Genomic DNA, 18,249 nt, shown 5'->3' on the forward strand with positions numbered 1-18,249 from the left:
AATAGTGGGGGGAAAGCATTCGATACTCTATGTTCGATACTCTATCGATAAGATAGTTAATCTTATCGATTATATGAGTTATATGAACTGTTGAATAATATCGAAACTATCACTCATCAGACACTCTATTCTCCCCAGCTACTGAGCAAAAATTGATCACCACATATTCAGAGCGAGTGCCAATTCTAAATTTCCCACCCCATACACCTAAACCAGAGCTGATTAAAAAATGGTCTTCTCCGAAGCTTGTTAAGCCTGAAGAGATTTGATGGAGATAATCGGTCGCATACATATAGGGCCATACTTGACCATCATGTGTATGTCCAGAGAGCTGTAAAAAGGACCCCTTTCCCCTTCTAGATGCTAATGTGCCGGCAATATCTCCCGGCTGATGATCTAAGATAATCAGTGGAGCTGTAGAATCGATCTCATCGACAACGTCTAAAAGAGATGAGAGTGTTGCCCGCTCACGATTCATTTTGTCATCTCGGCCCATCAAGATCAGCCCTTCAGGTAATAAAACGACCTCATCTCGCAATAGTGTAATGCCACTTTTAGCAAAAAAGGGGATACTCTGCTCCACACCGGCAATATACTCATGATTCCCTAAAACAGCATAGATGCCTTTAGAGACCGAGAGTTCTGCCAAAATCTGCTCCATTTTACCGGCATAGAGAGGTCTAAGATCATTATCGATAAGATCTCCGGCAATCAGAAGGTAATCAGCTTCTTCTGCATTGAGCATCTCAACCCAGCGTTTGAGCTCTGCCCCTTGAATGGTATGTCCTAGATGGAGATCACTCACCATCACCACTTTAAATGACGTCTCACCACTCTGACTCCCCTTATCTACTCTATCTGCCGGTAATAGACAAGCTTTCTCATCTATCAATTGCAGATCAGCCAGATCGAAAAAATATTCTCGGCGCGCCTTCTCCTCATAAACCCAATGTCCGATGGAGAAAAAGAGAAGATAGAAGAGCGCAAGAGAGAGAAACAGTTTGCCATTTGCAAGGCGGAAAGCATCGATTCTCTTCGGCGATATCCACTGGGTAAAACGATTGATAAGCCGAAAGAGATCGAGCAGAAGAGGCGGAATCAGAAAATAGATCAATCCAACCATCCATGTTGCTCCCACCAGATAGAGTGGCCGCACAATCTCTCCTGGAAGCAGCCGCCCTAAAAGCATCACTAACGGCATACTGATGGTAAGCAGTAATGCTCCAATAGCCCCGAATATCCTTACAATTCGATATTGGGGGAGCATCTGATAGTAGCGCCACAAAATATAGTTCTGAATCGAGAGATAGAGCGCCATAACGACAACAAATAACATCACTCTTTAACCTTTTAACGTTGAGGTTTTTGCGGAGTCCGGGGCATTGCCCGTTTATGATGGGAGCGTTCATGCCAATAATTGATTCGCTCTAATTCTGCTTCTGTCACCGCTTCACCTCTTAAGTGACGATTCAGTGCATGATAGGTAACACCCATCTCATCTTCATCTGTTTGTGCCTCCCAAAGGCCTGCCGAAGGTTTCTTATCGATAATCTTTTGAGGAACGCCTAATATCTCCGCAAGTTGAAAAATCTCCTCTTTATCGAGATGAATCAGAGGAGCGATATCAACACCACCATCCCCAAACTTTGTGAAATAACCGGTATACCACTCAACTGCATTATCGGTGCCAACGACAACACCATTTTGTGTCTGCGCAATGAGGTAGAGCGTCGTCATCCGCAATCTTGCACTACTATTTCCGGAAATAACACGATCTTTAGCGATATCTCCCGTATGGTTATAGCGCTCCCCGACGGCATGCATCAATTGATTATGTGTCTCTGTTAAATCAACGATATGGTAAGGCAAGCCGGCACTCTCCATCACCAATTTAGCATCATTAAGATCATCTGGATGACTATGAGAAGGCATCATAACCCCCAATGCCCGCTCTGAAAATCGTCTCCTTAATAGAAAAGCGATCACAGCTGAATCAACACCACCACTAACACCAAAAATGAAATTATCTGCCTGACGATACTGCAGTTCTGCTTCTAACCAATGCTCTAACTCAATAATATAATTTTCTAAATATTGCATAACCGCTTCCTTCCTATTTCGCTGCCCATTGCAAAAGAGCGCGATATCTCTATCACGCTCTCAATTTTTATCTGAATGTTTATCTTTTATACTCTACTCTTTTACGCTCTATTGGCTCTATTGAATATCGATACCATCCGATACCATCGATACTACCGATGATCGATGATGTCGACGACTGAATCCTAACGAATCTCATTATCACCGTAAAGAACTCGTTCAAGGCGAGGATTAGGTCGATAACGACGCCCTGCTTTTGCTTGCTCTTGACCATCTAATAGAACATTATCGCCCGTAAAACTAATATTAACCTTCAATAGGCTCGAACCGACACCGTAGATATCAACAGGAGTATTCTGCTTCTCAAACTCTGCGATCTTTTCTGCATTAAAACCACCACTCACAACGATCTTCACATTATTAAAGCCCTCTCGATCGAGCGCATCTCTTAAAGCAAAGATTAAAGTGGGATTTGTTCCGCGCGGATCAAACGTCCCTAACTGATCTTGATGACGCATAAAATATTGATCTACCATGGTATTTGAGGTATCAACACGAACTGCTGAGAGTTTATCTCCAAAGTGACGTGCCACCTTCAGTGACTCTTCTACCGCATCATTATTATAATCGACCAAAACCATCAGCTTATCTTCTGGGAAGATCTCATGATATGCTTTTGCCGCAGCTAAAGTATCACCATTGAAGAGTTGAATTAAGGCATGTGGCATTGTTCCTAGCCCTTCAATTCCCCACCACTCATTCATTGCATGCGTCGCTTGCGCCGTTGATCCTCCAATAAAGGCCGCATAACCATCACCGGCCTGCTGGCTGAAGTGATCATCCCGATCTCCCATAAAGATAATCTCTTTATCGCCGGCAGCCTCTACCACTTCTAAAACATGGGTTGCTACCGATGTTCTACGCGCTAAAATGCCATCAATAATTCCTTCGAGAAAACCAAAATCTTGATATCGCCCTGTAATGGTTAATACTGTCTCATATGCATCAATACGGTCACCATCATTGAGTGCCCAAATTTCAAGATCTTCAGGATGATTCGCAAAAGCATGAAGAAGTGAGATCGCTTCATCGATCCCACATAATACAGCACCATTTTTACGCTGAAAAAATTGCATCGTTACAATCTTGTCAGGCGCACATTGACGTGCGATCTCTGCCGTTTTTAAGAAGTAGACTGCGGAAAACCAGCCCTCGCCGACACGCTTATCAAACTTAAATGTCTTATTGGTCAATCGCTTGATCTTACCGCGATGTTTTAACTCATACTCTTTAATATCGTTTGCTATTGTTGTTGCTGTCATCTTTTGCGTCTCATACCCTTCTCAAGTGGGAGAAGATAGTTAATATCGTAGAAAGAAGTACTATAGCAAGGATCGATCAATATTTTCAATGATTCTTCCCTATTTCATCCAATCCTTTGATCTTCATAAGCATCGAACGACAAACGATAAGGATCGATGAAGATGACAGAAAAGAGAGGAGATTTACAAAGAGTGGAAAAAGCGTTAAGTCTCTATAGAGTCGCGGTTAAAAATGGAGATAACAAAAAACCGAAGTTATAATAACTTCGGTTTCTTATCTGGCTCCTCGACCTGGGCTCGAACCAGGGACCCCTTGATTAACAGTCAAGTGCTACTACCAACTGAGCTATCGAGGATTAGAGATTAGGTATTATAATCATAATTTTTGATATTGCAACTTCTTTTTTAGCTTCAGACTCAATTTGCTCTCAACTTGCTCTCAACTTACTCTCAATTTCCATTCAATTTTAGCAAATCCCCTTCTCTTGCTGCCACTCCATTCTAAGAAGAGAAGATATTCAATAGGGAGATACTCAATAAAGGTAGTCTCAATAAAGATAAACTCAATAATATTACTCTACTCTTGCTAAGAGAGTTGAAAGAACAAAACCGAGGAGATGTAAGAGATAAAAAATAAGAGGAAAAAAGGGATAGAAAAAGCCGAAGTTATCATAACTTCGGCTTCTTATTTGGCTCCTCGACCTGGGCTCGAACCAGGGACCCCTTGATTAACAGTCAAGTGCTACTACCAACTGAGCTATCGAGGATTAACTTTGATGTATTATAGAGATCTTTCTCTAGATAGCAAGTGCAAAAATCGATTCGTCTATTTTTAATACATCACGATGTTGCCTCACATCTCATTCAATCTCTAAAAGAGATCAATTAACGTAATTTCTCTAAGCGAGAAACATCTCTTACAGCACCAAAAGCTGCTGAGGTCGCTAAAGCTCCATACACCTTTAATGCATTAGAGACCTTGCGTGGACGCTCTTTTGCCGGCACAAAACCCTTCTCCCGTTGAACTTTCATCCGCTCTTCTAAGATCGCTTCCGGCACATTGAGATGAATTGAACGATTAGGAATATCGATAATGATCTCATCACCATTCTCTACAACGGCAATTAAACCACCATCAGCCGCTTCTGGAGAAACATGACCGATAGAGAGTCCTGAGGTTCCCCCAGAGAAGCGTCCATCGGTTAAAAGCGCACACTCCGCATCGATCTTTTTACTCTTCAGATAAGAGGTCGGATAGAGCATCTCCTGCATTCCTGGTCCTCCTTTTGGCCCTTCATAACGGATAATAACCACTTCCCAAGGAGAGACTTCATCACCTAAAATGCCAGCAACAGCCGCATCTTGACTCTCATAGACACGCGCCTTACCAGTAAACTTAAGGATAGATGCATCAACACCTGCTGTCTTTACAATACAGCCATCGGTAGCTAAATTCCCATAGAGAATTGCAATCCCACCATCTTGACTATAAGCATGCTTAATATCACGGATACAACCTGACTCACGATCGAGATCGAGTGTCTCAAAATGGCGATCTTGGGAGAATGCCTCAGTAGTTCTCACACCGCCGGGTGCTGCTTTATAGAAATCATGATGCTTCTCTGATCGACAGATATCCCACTCATCAAGCCCCTCTTTCAACGTTTTATGAGCAACGGTCGGCTGCTGATTATGAATTAGGCCTGCTCGATCAAGCTCCCCTAATATGCCATAAATCCCTCCGGCACGATGAACATCTTCCATATGATAGAGATTTGTTGAGGGCGAGACTTTCGAGAGATGAGGAACCTTACGAGAGAGACGATCGATATCCTTCATCGTAAAATCGACCTTCGCCTCATGAGCTGCCGCTAAGAGATGGAGAACTGTATTGGTCGATCCCCCCATGGCAATATCGAGCATCATCGCATTTTCAAAAGCATCAAAATTGACAATGTTCCGCGGTAATACCGCTTCATTTCCATTGATATAGTGATCCTTCGTAATTTTTACAATGGTTCGTGCGGCCTCTAAAAAGAGCTCTTTTCGGCGAGCGTGAGTTGCTAATAATGAGCCATTTCCGGGAAGTGCCAGTCCTAAAGCTTCTGTTAAGCAGTTCATGGAATTTGCCGTAAACATACCAGAACAGGAGCCACACGTAGGACAAGCTGCGCTCTCAATTGCCGAAACCTTCTCATCTGCAGCATCATCACTTGCCGCCATCACCATTGCATCAACGAGGTCGAGCTTCATCGACTCGCCATCCCAAGTGATCTTTCCAGCCTCCATGGGGCCACCGGAGACAAAAATAGTGGGGATATTGAGGCGTAACGCTGCCATTAACATTCCCGGCGTAATCTTGTCGCAGTTAGAGATACAGATCAAAGCATCTGCACAATGCGCATTAACCATATACTCCACTGAGTCTGCAATAAGATCACGGCTCGGCAGTGAGTAGAGCATTCCATCATGACCCATTGCTATTCCATCATCGACGGCGATTGTATTAAACTCTTTAGCAACACCGCCGGTAGCTTCGATCTCTCTTGCTACCATCTGTCCTAAATCTTTTAGATGGACATGTCCCGGTACAAATTGGGTAAATGAGTTAGCCACAGCGATAATTGGCTTTTTAAAATCTTCATCTGTCATTCCTGTTGCACGCCATAACGAACGCGCACCGGCCATATTTCGCCCTTGTGTTGATGTATGTGAACGATACTTTGGATCTTGAACCATCTCTATTCCTCTATTCTCCGTAATTTTCTTTTCTAACTTTTCTAACTTTTCTCTGACAGGCCTACTCATCGATACTCTTTTAGAGTACTCTTTAAAATAATCTTTAGAGTAATGATCGATATCTCTTGAAAATACCATATAAAACGCACTATCAGCGAAACTGATAGCGTATGGGGTTAGTATAGTTTCAATCTTTTTTGATAAGTAAAAATGCTCGTTGAAGCTGATCTTTTCGCTCTACTGTGATGGGGTACATCATTCATCTCTCGAGACAACAGGGGTACATTGTTCGATCTTAATAGCGATTTTGCAAGAGCTCTCTCTTAGACCTCTCCTAGATCTCTTTCCAAGTACTTTTCCAAAAAAGTACTTTTCAATAACTTTTTCAATAACTTTTTCAATAACTATAGAGTAAAGCTATCACTAACTTAGAGGAAAATAAATAGCTAAGATAGAAATCACTGGCAATCACTAAGAAGCAAGTATACTCCTTGATCTACTACAATGAAGGAAGGTGCTCTCTTGCCTACTCAATTCTCAAAACACTATCCACGCCACTACTTACCTTTTACGCTATAAATTCCCCATCAATATACTTCAACAATCCACTACTATCCTTAATAAAGCGACTCTTCTCACACATCTTATAGACCTGATGATTCTCACGATAACGCGCCTCAAAAGTGACATATTGCTCACCTTGATCATTTTCAGCACAACTTTTGATCACTTTAAGATAGAACCACTGTTGCTCCGGCGATAATGTCAATGTTTCAGGACGAGTCTCCTCATGCCAACTACTTAAAAGATAGCGCTCTAACCCCATAACAAAAGCACTATAGCGCGACCGCATCAATTGCTCCCCATTTAAAGGAGCCTTCCCAAGATGAAGCAGTTCACAGCAATCATGGTATTCACAACCACTTTGACAAGGACAGATCAGAGTATTCCTCTCTCCCTTCTTCCCCTTTTTATGCCATTGTCCGCTTCCATTTGTCGTGGTCATCTATCTCTCCATTTAATATTAAATTGTGGCTATCAATACGGGTATAAATCGATTGAAGCCGCTTAAAGTGCTCAAAAAGAGGTGATCTTTTCCAAAATTTAAGATCTCTCATTTTACGCCTTTTTCACTTCGCAGAAAACTCTCCTACGCTTAACAAGCATTGTTACCACTTCGAAAAATATTAAAGAGAAAATCTGAAAATGCCTTTTCAGTAATCAACGATTATGGTCACCCTTACATTTGCTTTTGTTCTTCAAGCGCTCTGGCTGATACTCTCACCCTACTCTCTTACTATAACCATTATCATATCTCTCATCGCCCTGCTCTTCATTCTGATCATTCGTCGGGCACTACAATATCTTCCTCAACTCTACAATCGAATTTTGGCATTAAAAACGGATCTTCCCTTCAAACTCTCAATCCCTGTCATCTATTTACAAGCACAAATCAAACAGGCAGCTCTCAATGGAAGTACTCTCTTTTTACAAAAGGAGAAAAGCAATCAACTGCTCTTTTTTATAATCGGTCTTCTCTTCGCTACACCGCTCTATCTCTCGGCATTGATAGATTATCGAACTATTTTAGAATCATTACCGGTTGAAATAGAGGCGACCTACCGTGTTATCTACAATAACTCCCCCTACAGCACCACAATTGAGATCGTAAAAGCTCATAATAGTGAGAAAAATCTGCAAAAGAATCAGGAGAAGCAATCAAGATTACTAACAGCTCTCAAAGGCGCACAACTGCGTATCTACTCACTGCCTCCTGATATTAAAAATCGACTAGAAGTCGGCGCACTCTATCGAGGAGATTTAGGATTACGCGCCCGATTTTTTCGCTCAATGCCGGGAGATCAACAACGAATATTACGTGTATTAGCGCGAAAAGAGATCGGTTATGGAAAGCTGATATCTTCACCTGAAAAGATAGAAGCGTCGCCTAAAATTGATCTTATTCGCCAAAAAGTGGCTGACACAATGTTAAAAAATTATAGTAATGGTGCTTATATGAGTGCGCTCTCGGTGGGAAAGAGTGAAGCATTAACGCAGCATGATTGGCAAATCTTACGTGAGACCGGCACGATCCATCTTGTTTCAATCTCTGGATTACATCTAACATTAACTGCATTCTATGCCTTTATTCTCTTTCGTATCCTCTTTGCCTTAATCGGCTGGCGACGCCCGGCACCCTACAAAATTGCGGCAGTTATCGCCATTGGTAGTGCTTGGGGTTATGCGCTCCTTGCCGGCATGAGTCTTCCGACTATTCGGGCGGCCATTATGTTTTCTGTTGCGATGCTCTCACTGCTTATTGAAAAGCCGATCTTTACCCTCAATAGCGTTGCTCTTGCCCTGCTGATCATCCTTTCAATCTGGCCTCTCTCCATTCTTATGCCGGGATTTTGGCTCTCCTTTACTGCCGTTACCATTTTAACCTTAACCGCTCGAGTCGTAAGTACAACAGTTAAAGGAGTTGTTCTCTCCCAACTGATTATCTCTCTTCTCTTAATTCCACTAACGGCTGCATTTTTCCAAGAGATCTCTCTGATCAGCCCCCTCATCAATCTATTTGCGATCCCATGGACCTCGTTAATGATTATGCCCTCGCTCCTATTAGGAACACTATTTCTTCCTTTTTCACAACTACTCGCTACGCCACTCCTCCTCTTTACCAATCAGAGTATTACAGTATTACGCTATGCCATTGAAGCAACAGCAAGTCTTCCTTTTGCCGCAGTAGAGACAACTTCAATAACACTCGAAATAGCCCTTATCGCAACAATACTCGCTCTTTATTGGATCGCCCATATCCCCAAGATACAACTCCGACGAAATAGGGAGAACACATTTCAATGGTTCTTAACAGATCAAAGAGCGGGAAGAAAGAATCAGACTAGCAAGCAGATCAGAAATAGAACGCGTTATTTATTGATCGCTTATCTCTTAGGGGGAGTGCTTTCTATGCTATGTTTCAGTATGATACTCTTTGATCGCCCTATTACAGATAAACCCCTTAACGAGATATCTCTCACAAGTCATCAAGAAGTAGAGAAAAGCTGGGGAAAAGAGAGGCTCTACCTCTATCAACTTCCCGTCGGTGAAGGGCTCTCCTTCTATCTTCAACTAGGAGATTATCAGCTCCTCTATGATAGTGGAAATCGCTTTGGTGCTTTTGATGCCGGTAGAGATGTGATTGTTCCCTTCTTAAAAAGAAGAGGGATCAATCATCTCACTCACTTAATTTTAACGCAAAATAATCAACAACATATTGGTGGAACTCGCTCACTTCGAGAAGCCATCCCCATTAAACAGATCTTTGCTCATCGCTCGATAGCTCCAATGATCGATCAGGCTCAAGAGTGCCAAAGACTCTCCTATCGCTCAAAAACAATCTCTATTGAGCCCATTAAGAGAATCCGCTCTAGCTGTGCTTATCGCATTCTCTATCAAGATCAATTATTGCTCTATCTTCTCTCCGATATTAGCCAATCTGAATGGCGCCACATTACCCATGTAGCGCTTCCTCAAGATCTACAATATACCAATATCAGTCAATTAATTCTCCTCTATCCAAACCAAGGACGGAGCCGTTTTAATATCGACCTTAATAAGACTTTAAATCGAATCGTCAAAGAGATCCTGAAAGAGAGAGAGGAGAATAATCTACAATCGACTATTCTCCTCTCTACAAAGTTTCCTCAAAAAGCATTGCGCTCTATCGACAATATTGAGTATTACAATGGCTATTTGGGTGCTATAGAGATGACAATCACTCCCGATAGCGCCTCACAACATACGTCCCAATTAGATATTCAAATCAAGAACTATGCAGATTCTAACCGATATTGGTGGGCAAAATATCATCTTCCCCACTAATAGCACAACCAAAAGATCTCAACTGACAGCTCTTTAACTCGCTGATTGCTAACGACGAATATGGGCTTGATCATCTTCTCTTTTATAAATGCAGGCTTTACCACTTAATAAGCAACAGCCCCGGCATTATCTGTAATCAGATTAATTTTATGATTTTGCAAAATCTCCGTAATATCATCAGGTAGAGGCTTATCTGTAATCACCTCATCAAAATGCTTTAATGGCAAGGAGAAATAGGTATTAACTTTACCATACTGCGTACTATCCGCCACTAAAACCAATTTTTTAGCAACATCGGGAAGCGCTTTTTTGATAGGAACTTTATCTTCAGAGGTTGCCGATAACCCACGCTCATTCCAAGAGGAGGTTGTCACAAAGGCGATATCAATTAGATAATTTCGAATACCTTGTGCCGCCCCTTCCCCAACACTACAACTAGATACAGGACAGACCGTACCTCCCGTATGAATTAGTTTGCCTTTTCCATTTTCAATCAGATAAAACATGATTATAAAATCATTCGTAATAATGGTTAAATCATCACGCCCCTTAATCTCTCTTGCAATCGCTAAAGTTGTTAAACCTGAATCTAAAAAGATACAACTCTGATCAGGGATTCTTGCAGCTGCAAGAAGTGCGATCTTACGCTGCCCCTCCTCATTTGAAGACTCTTTTACTTTATAAGATAGCTGTGTCGATAGCTTCTCAGCAGCTTTTACGCCACCAGAGACTGTTACTACCTTCCCTTGACGCTCTAACTTTTGAAGATCTCGGCGTATCGTCATATGTGATACGCCTAAAAGCTCTATCAATTCATTAATCGTCGCTATTCCTTTTTCAGCAACAAGTGCCAAAATTGCCTCATGTCTTTCGACAGGAATCATTACTTACCCCCTTATTTAAACATCACTTTCTCTCTTTAACGCATACATTCTTCATATTCATTTTTTTAGGACACTTCAAAATCGTGTCACATCGTTAGCGCAACACTATAAAATGTTTAATAAAACTAGAATCTAATCAGACATTAGAGAGAGATAAACCACAAAACATCAGCTTATTAAATAGTTCCTATCTCTTATTAATCCACTTTTAACAATCCCCATAACACCAGCACTTCTTTAACCCATCAAGCAATGGTAAAGATTGTTTGCCTCAGGAGTACAGGTTCGATAATAAATCAAATCTTTTAGCACTCAACGCTTTAATATCTTAAAAACATGAGCGTTAAATTTAATATCAAATTATAAATACCATAATCAAAATAAAAATAATTTTGCTTGCACTACAACTTAAGTTATAATCAAAAAATCATTTTTATGTCGACATTATGATATGTAATCTCAATAATAAAAGTATCTATTATCAGATTTAATATCGATGCTCTATATAAGATCATATCTATATATCTATTGCGCCACTTAACATTGGGCTTATTAAATTCCAATTACATATTCCAATATAACTGGACTCAATAAGTAAATAAATATAACTACAATCTTAAAATTTTACAGATATCTATCAATGACTTTAGGCAACATATTACAAGTCTTATTAACTTCTTAATAAAAGTTGATTTATATTACCCCCTTCACCTTAAATGAGATGTAAAAACCGATTATTACATCCTTATCAAGGAGAGTTGCTGTCATTACCTCTATCCTAACAGAAGCACAACAGAAATCTTTGACAGAGTATTATTAAAAATAAAAATTAATAGACAATAGTAAATAAATAGTAAGCAAACTACTTCACAGAAAATAACAATATTTAACTATCGATTAACATTAATCATTTATCTCTGGTATTACATACAATATCAGAAATCAATATAAAAAATATAGCAGAAATAAAAATAATGATGAAATAAAAAAGGCCTGATAATTTCTATTACCAGACCCACAAAAACCTAACTAACTAAAGTAACTGTTAAGGTATTGTTATATTTGAAAGTACTAGATCAATTTTTGTTTAATTAACTCATTAATCATTGCAGGATCAGCCTTACCTTGACTTAACTTCATCACTTGACCGACAAAGAATCCTAAAATTTTTGTCTGCCCTGAACGATATTGCTCTACCTGTTTCGGGTTTTTGCTAATAACTTCATCAACCCAAGCCTCAATTGCACTACTATCTGTAACTTGTTTTAACCCTTCTGCTTCAATGACTGCATCTGCGCCCTCTCCACGCTCAATCATCAATGCAAAAACTTTTTTCGCAATATTATTAGAGATTGTCTTATCTTCAATTCTTGCTAAAAGACCAGCAAATGCCTCTGCGGTAACAGGCAACTGAGTAATATCTAAGCCCTTCTCATTTAAGTAGGCAGAAACATCTCCTAATAACCAGTTCGCTGCCATTTTTGCATCGACTTTCTGACTTAGCAATGTCATAAAATAATCTGCCATAGCACGCGATTGAATAATAACTGAGGCATCATATTCAGAAAGATCATATTCGCTCATTAACTTCGATTTTAGAGCTTCTGGCATCAATGGAAAAGCAGCCTTAACTGCTTCGATACGCTCATCGGAGATAATAATGGGCAGAAGATCTGGATCATGGAAGTAACGATAATCATTTGCTTCCTCTTTCGCTCGCATAGAACGGGTCTCATTCTTCTCTGAATCGTAAAGACGAGTCTCTTGCGTAATTGTTCCACCTGCCTCTAAGATCTTTATTTGACGCGCAACTTCATAATTGATCGCTTGCTCAATAAAGCGGAACGAGTTGATATTTTTCAACTCTGTTCGCGTTCCTAAAGGTTCACCAGCTCTTCTTACCGAGACGTTTGCATCACATCTAAATGAACCTTCCTGCATATTTCCATCACTAATATCGAGCCATGTCACGATCTGATGAAGCTGCTTAAGGTAGCTAATCGCCTCTTCTGCCGAATTAAGATCAGGTTCCGAAACAATCTCTAATAGTGGTGTTCCCGCACGATTCAGATCGATACCTGTCATTCCAGGGACTTCCCCATGACGTGAACTTCCGGCATCTTCCTCTAAGTGAGCACGATTAATACGAATCTTCTTCTCACCCGCTTCTGTCTCAATCATCAGATAACCATCATAAACAATCGGCGCATCTAGCTGACTTGTCTGATAACCTTTTGGTAAATCTGGATAGAAGTAGTGTTTACGCTCAAAGATTGTCCGCTGTTGAACTTTCGAGTTTGTCGCTATTGCTAAACGAATCGCTTTATCAATTACCGCATCATTTAATAGTGGCAATACACCCGGTAGTGCAATATCAAAGATTCCCGCCTGTGTATTAGGTGGCTGACCATATAGCGTACTACTACCGGAAAATAATTTTGTCTTTGTTGTTAACTGAGTATGGACCTCTAGTCCAATTACAACTTCCCAACTCATTGAATACCTCTCATCATACTTGTAAAACTGAATTCATCTACCTGCATCATTAACTCTTTAATTTCTTTATTCTTTAACCGCCTATTTGTGACACTTTTATAAGTCTTTTATGAGACTTTAATAATACTTATCAAAAAAGTTATCAAAGAAGGCTCATCAAAGATCAAGAGAGTTTTATGCAAAATTTGTTGGGATCTTTTTATGCCAATCACTATTTTGTTGATATTGATGAGCAACTGCCAACAAACGAGCTTCATCAAATGCGCGACCGATGACTTGGAAACCTAGTGGCATACCTTCACTAAAACCCATAGGATGACTGAGCGCCGGTAAACCTGCAAGATTTGCACCAATGAGATTGGTATCAAAGAGGGAGTTTTGAATACTCGAAGCTTTATGATTTTTACTATATGCCGGGCCTGCCACCGTAGGACCTGCAATAAAATCAACCTCTTTCAGAACCGCTTGATACTCTTCACTAATCAAGCGACGAATCTGTTGCCCTTTTATGTAGAAGTCTTGATAGAGCTTCTCGGTTTTTGCATAAGTTCCCATTAAGATGCGGCTCTTCACCTCATTACCAAAACCTTCAGAGCGAGTGCGGCAATAGAGCTCTTCCAAATTTTGAACATCTTCAGCACGGTAACCGAAACGAATACCATCGTAACGTGCAAGGTTACTTGCTGCCTCAGCCGGTGCTACGACATAATAAACAGGTGTTACAAGATCATGATACTTTAACTCTACTTCAACAAACTCTAATCCTAACTTACGATAGATATCGAGCGTCTCATCGATTGCTTTTGCCGTTGCCGCATCCATCTCTCCTTCAAAGAAGTTACGTGGAAGTGCCATTTTTAAACCTTTTAGCGGCATATCGAGCGATTGGGAGAAGTGAGGTAACTCGATCTCCATAGAAGTTGGATCTTTCTGATCAAATCCCGCCATTCCCTCTAAAACTAAAGCACAATCCTCGGCACTTTTAGCTAAAACCCCTGCCTGATCTAAAGAGGAAGCAAAAGGAACTAGCCCGTAGCGAGAGACACGCCCATAGGTTGGTTTAATTCCCGTTACACCACAAAAACTTGCAGGTTGACGAATAGATCCCCCCGTATCTGAACCCGTTGCAGCAAGAACTAAACCGGCAGCGACAGCCGCTGCAGAACCACTCGAAGAGCCTCCCGCAACATGATCAAGATTCCATGGGTTATTGGTAATACCGTAGTAACTAGTGCCACCGGTTGAGCCCATCGCGAACTCATCCATATTGACCTTACCTAATGAAATTGCACCATGATTCTCTAATCGCTCTACAATTGTCGCATCAAAAGGAGGAACATAATTACTTAACATCTTCGACGCTGCTGTCGTTAAGACACCTTTAGTCGAGACCAGATCCTTATGCGCGATAGGAACTCCTGTCAATAACTTCCCTTCTCCATTTTTTAAGATCTGATCTGCTTTTTGGGCATCTGCTTCTGCCTGATCAAAAGTGGTTGTAATAAAACTATTGATCTGCGAATCATATTTTTTAATTCTATCTTGGAAGTATTGCATAACTTCCGTTGCTGAAACTTCCCCCTTCTCTAACTGAAGGCGAAGTTCTGAAATTGTTTTTGTATGCATGATAACACTCTTCTATTCAATGACTTGAGGAACAAGATATAGACCATCTTCAACATTCTGCGCTAGTTTTTGTAACTCATCACGCTCATTTTTGACAGTCACTACATCGGCACGTAATGTTAAAGTCGCATCAAAGGGATTGGTCATTGGTGCGATGCCTTCAGTCTCTACATCGCGTATCGCTCGAATGACTTCCGCCATATTCTCAAGACGCAATTTCTGCGTTTCAACTTTATCCTCACTAATCTGTAGATGGGCCAAAAATGCCAACCATTCTACTGTCTTATCATCTATCTTCATCTTTTAACCTTTCTTCTGCCTTAAGTGAACCCTCATCTTTCGAGTCTTTCTTTACTAGAGAGTCTTCTTCTCTCTTTAAAGGCTCGCCGGAAGTCTCTTCTGCCCTCTTCTCCTCTTGATCAAGAGGTCTCTCATCCTCATCAAAAAGGATCTGATAAGCAGGACCTTCCATATCATCGAATTGATCTGAGCGAACAGCCCAAATAAATGCGTAACCTGCTACAACCATCCCTACTAGGGTCAATGGAAGTAATATAAATAGCGGACTCATCGGTTTCGGCCCTCCCTAATTCTGAGTGTATTGCCTACTACTATTAATGAGCTTAAACTCATTCCGAGTGCTGCCATCCAAGGCAAGACAAAACCTGTCATTGCGCACGGAATAGCAACGATATTATATAATAACGCCCAAAAGAGATTTTGCGTAATAATTTTATCGGTTCTTTTCGCTAATTTAACCCCCTCTACTAGCGGCATTAAATGTTGATCACTCATCAAAATCATATCTGCTGTCGATTGAGCTAGCAGTGCTCCTTGACCAATTGCAATGGAGACATCTGCCTTCGCTAAAACTGGACCATCATTAATTCCATCCCCAAGCATCGCCACAATCGCACCCGATGCTTGCAACTCTTCAACCCGAGCCAATTTCCCCTCGGGAAGAAGATCCCCACGCGCATCTTCGATCTTCAATGCCTCATTAAAGAGATCAACCGTCGTTTGTCGATCTCCACTTAAGATATGCAGACGGTAACCTTGCGCTCTTAAAGCTTCAACCACCTCTTGAGTATCATCTTTAAGTTGATCTAGTAGAGAGTAAGCTACTAAGAGTTGATCGCCGATCCCTAAGCCGACCCATAAGCCAGAATCAAATTTCCCTTCATATTCGCTAAGATCAAACCAATCAAGACGACCAATTTTATAGTTGATACCGTTGATTTCTCCCTTAATACCTCGCCCTACAACATTCTCAATAATATCCACCGTATAGAGCTCAGCTTGATTTTCATATGCCCACTCACTAAAACCGTAGGCGATAGGATGGTTCGAAGTCGCCTCTAAGCTTGCGGCAACTTTCGTTAATTCAAACTCGCTATATTGATCGGTGTAGAGCAATATTTCATTAATCGTTAAGCGACCTTCTGTCAGGGTCCCTGTTTTATCAAAAACAATATCGGTCACTTTCCCTAAAGTCTCTAATGCTCCGGCTCGTGTTGCGATTAAACCTTTTTCGATAATCGCCTGATTGCCGGCACTTAATGCAGAAGGAGTCGCTAAAGCGAGCGCGCAGGGGCAAGAGACAACTAAAACAGCAAGCGTAACCCCAAATGCTGTCGGGGCATCTGCTAAGAAATACCAAACAGTGAATGTCCCTACACAACAAATTAATAATCCAATAACAAAATAGGTAGAGATAATATCTGCTAATTTAGCGATCTTCGGCTTCTCGCTCATAGAACGATCTATTAAGCGTGACATTTTAGAGAGGACTGTCTCGGCACCTACCGTCAAAACTTCCATCCGTAACGGCTGCTCATAGTTGACTGATCCTCCAATAAGTCGATCGCCTTGATGCTTCTCTAGCGGAAGGCTCTCTCCTGATAAGAGAGATTCGTCGACCATTGCGATCTTATCTAGCAAGACCCCATCAACCGGGATACTATCACCCGGCTTTATCAGAAGAACATCCCCTACATTTAAGCGATTGGTAGAGACAAGCTCCAAAGAGCCATCTTCCGCAATTCTCTCTGCAAAGTTCGGCTTGAGCTTTAAGATATCATCAGAGATCAATAACGACTTATGGCGTGCGCTTGTCTCTAATACTCTTGCTCCTAGAAGAAGAAAGACAAACATCGTCACCCCTTCATAATAGGTTTCACCAATCCCCATGTAGGTGTTGTAACCACTCCATAAAGTCCCGGCAATGACCGCTATCGAAATATTCACGTTCATGGTTAAACGGCCACTTCTTAAGTCGTGATACATCGCTTTATAGAAACTACGACTCGAATAGGTCGCACAAGGAATGGTGGCAAAGAGACTAAACCATCGTAATAGGTGGTAAGAGCTATCACTCATATCTTCTGAATAATGACCAAAGTAGAGTGCAACGGAAATAGTCATTACCTGCATTGAAAAGAGCGCAGCAATCCCAAACTCCATCAGAAGTGAGCGCCATTCTCTCTTCAAGTTTTTCTGTTCAATCTGCTCATCATAGGGAGTCCCCTGATAACCCAAATTGAGAATCTCGATTAAAATATCTGAAATTTTTACAACGGAAGGATCAAAGCTTAAATGAGCACGATGAGTTGTTAAGTTAATATCAAATCGTTCAACACCCTTAATACGTTTGATACTATTTTCTAGCAACCAAACACAAGCGGCACAGGTAATCTTATCGATAATAAGATAGGCTTCAAAGATCTCTTTACCCTGTTTATTCTTTGATTTAGTAATAAATTGTACGGCAACATCGGGATGATCATAAAAGTGCATCTGTTGTCGCAACTCATCAGGAATTAAGTTAGGGGCTGTATCAGGGCGTTCAGCAGCCTCAGACCGAAAATCATAATAACGCGTTAATCCTGTCTGATCAATCATCTCAGCAACCGCTTTACAACCGGCACAGCACATCGGTTGCTCTTCAGATTGAATCATCGCCGTAAAGGGAGCTTTACCCTTGATCGGTAGCTCACAATGGTAACATTGCAGTTGGGTTCCCTTATCACTCATCAAAATATCAACTCCACTAAAAATACGCTCTCTTTTTAAGCTTATAGAGTAGTATAAAGCATCCGACATTATAACAATGATTTAATCCTGCACATTGGCCTTTATACAATCAGTTCCTAATCAAATCACTGCGAGAAATCACTTCGATTACTCTATTTCAAAAT

Annotated in this window: 12 protein-coding genes and 2 tRNA genes; 1 reads left to right on the plus strand and 13 read right to left on the minus strand. The window is 41.0% G+C overall.

Annotated features, from left to right (window positions below; genetic code table 11):
• Nucleotides 1-109 precede the first annotated feature (109 nt).
• From DC082_RS02700 to DC082_RS02730, 7 genes are all read right to left on the minus strand, one after another.
• Nucleotides 110-1,336: a metallophosphoesterase gene (locus tag DC082_RS02700; RefSeq protein WP_109235647.1), complete on the minus strand. Its 1,227-nt coding sequence runs from the start codon at nt 1,334-1,336 to the stop codon at nt 110-112.
• A gap of 14 nt (nt 1,337-1,350) precedes the next feature.
• Nucleotides 1,351-2,100: an NAD(+) synthase gene (gene nadE, locus DC082_RS02705; protein ID WP_109235648.1), complete on the minus strand. Its 750-nt coding sequence runs from the start codon at nt 2,098-2,100 to the stop codon at nt 1,351-1,353.
• A gap of 185 nt (nt 2,101-2,285) precedes the next feature.
• The gene (locus DC082_RS02710; RefSeq protein WP_094567377.1) at nt 2,286-3,395 is read right to left on the minus strand and encodes a nicotinate phosphoribosyltransferase; all 1,110 of its coding nucleotides are present in this window, start codon (nt 3,393-3,395) and stop codon (nt 2,286-2,288) included.
• Between the two features lie 306 nt (nt 3,396-3,701).
• Nucleotides 3,702-3,778, minus strand: a tRNA-Asn gene (locus tag DC082_RS02715).
• Between the two features lie 334 nt (nt 3,779-4,112).
• Nucleotides 4,113-4,189: transfer RNA gene (locus DC082_RS02720), tRNA-Asn, on the minus strand.
• 118 nt (nt 4,190-4,307) lie between these two features.
• Nucleotides 4,308-6,161, minus strand: a complete 1,854-nt coding sequence (gene ilvD / locus DC082_RS02725) for a dihydroxy-acid dehydratase (RefSeq protein WP_109236170.1) — start codon at nt 6,159-6,161, stop codon at nt 4,308-4,310.
• A gap of 568 nt (nt 6,162-6,729) precedes the next feature.
• Nucleotides 6,730-7,167: a YchJ family protein gene (locus tag DC082_RS02730; protein ID WP_109235649.1), complete on the minus strand. Its 438-nt coding sequence runs from the start codon at nt 7,165-7,167 to the stop codon at nt 6,730-6,732.
• A gap of 224 nt (nt 7,168-7,391) precedes the next feature.
• Between DC082_RS02730 and DC082_RS02735 the strand changes: the two genes are divergently transcribed.
• Entirely contained in the window at nt 7,392-10,046 is a 2,655-nt protein-coding gene (locus DC082_RS02735) for a ComEC/Rec2 family competence protein (protein ID WP_109235650.1), read from the plus strand.
• 104 nt (nt 10,047-10,150) lie between these two features.
• Here the strand turns inward: DC082_RS02735 and DC082_RS02740 are convergent, their stop codons facing one another.
• The 6 genes from DC082_RS02740 to DC082_RS02765 all read right to left on the minus strand — a co-directional run bounded on the left by DC082_RS02740 (nt 10,151) and on the right by DC082_RS02765 (nt 18,085).
• Nucleotides 10,151-10,930: a DeoR/GlpR family DNA-binding transcription regulator gene (locus tag DC082_RS02740; protein WP_109235651.1), complete on the minus strand. Its 780-nt coding sequence runs from the start codon at nt 10,928-10,930 to the stop codon at nt 10,151-10,153.
• Nucleotides 10,931-12,001: 1,071 nt separating this feature from the next.
• Nucleotides 12,002-13,426 (minus strand): Asp-tRNA(Asn)/Glu-tRNA(Gln) amidotransferase subunit GatB, encoded by a 1,425-nt coding sequence (gatB, locus tag DC082_RS02745; protein WP_109235652.1) that lies wholly within the window; start codon nt 13,424-13,426, stop codon nt 12,002-12,004.
• A 174-nt stretch (nt 13,427-13,600) separates the two neighbouring features.
• Nucleotides 13,601-15,052 (minus strand): Asp-tRNA(Asn)/Glu-tRNA(Gln) amidotransferase subunit GatA, encoded by a 1,452-nt coding sequence (gatA, locus tag DC082_RS02750; RefSeq protein WP_109235653.1) that lies wholly within the window; start codon nt 15,050-15,052, stop codon nt 13,601-13,603.
• 12 nt (nt 15,053-15,064) lie between these two features.
• Nucleotides 15,065-15,352, minus strand: a complete 288-nt coding sequence (gatC, locus tag DC082_RS02755; protein WP_109235654.1) for an Asp-tRNA(Asn)/Glu-tRNA(Gln) amidotransferase subunit GatC — start codon at nt 15,350-15,352, stop codon at nt 15,065-15,067.
• Nucleotides 15,339-15,623 carry a cbb3-type cytochrome oxidase assembly protein CcoS gene (gene ccoS / locus DC082_RS02760; protein ID WP_109235655.1) on the minus strand — a complete coding sequence of 95 codons (285 nt, stop codon included), beginning with the start codon at nt 15,621-15,623 and terminating at the stop codon, nt 15,339-15,341. The genes gatC and ccoS overlap by 14 nt, the downstream gene beginning before the upstream one ends.
• Nucleotides 15,620-18,085 (minus strand): heavy metal translocating P-type ATPase, encoded by a 2,466-nt coding sequence (locus DC082_RS02765; RefSeq protein WP_109236171.1) that lies wholly within the window; start codon nt 18,083-18,085, stop codon nt 15,620-15,622. Before DC082_RS02765 ends, ccoS begins: the two co-directional genes overlap by 4 nt.
• Between the last annotated feature and the right edge of the window lie 164 nt (nt 18,086-18,249).

The organism is Ignatzschineria indica (assembly GCF_003121925.1).
Lineage (GTDB): Bacteria > Pseudomonadota > Gammaproteobacteria > Cardiobacteriales > Wohlfahrtiimonadaceae > Ignatzschineria > Ignatzschineria indica.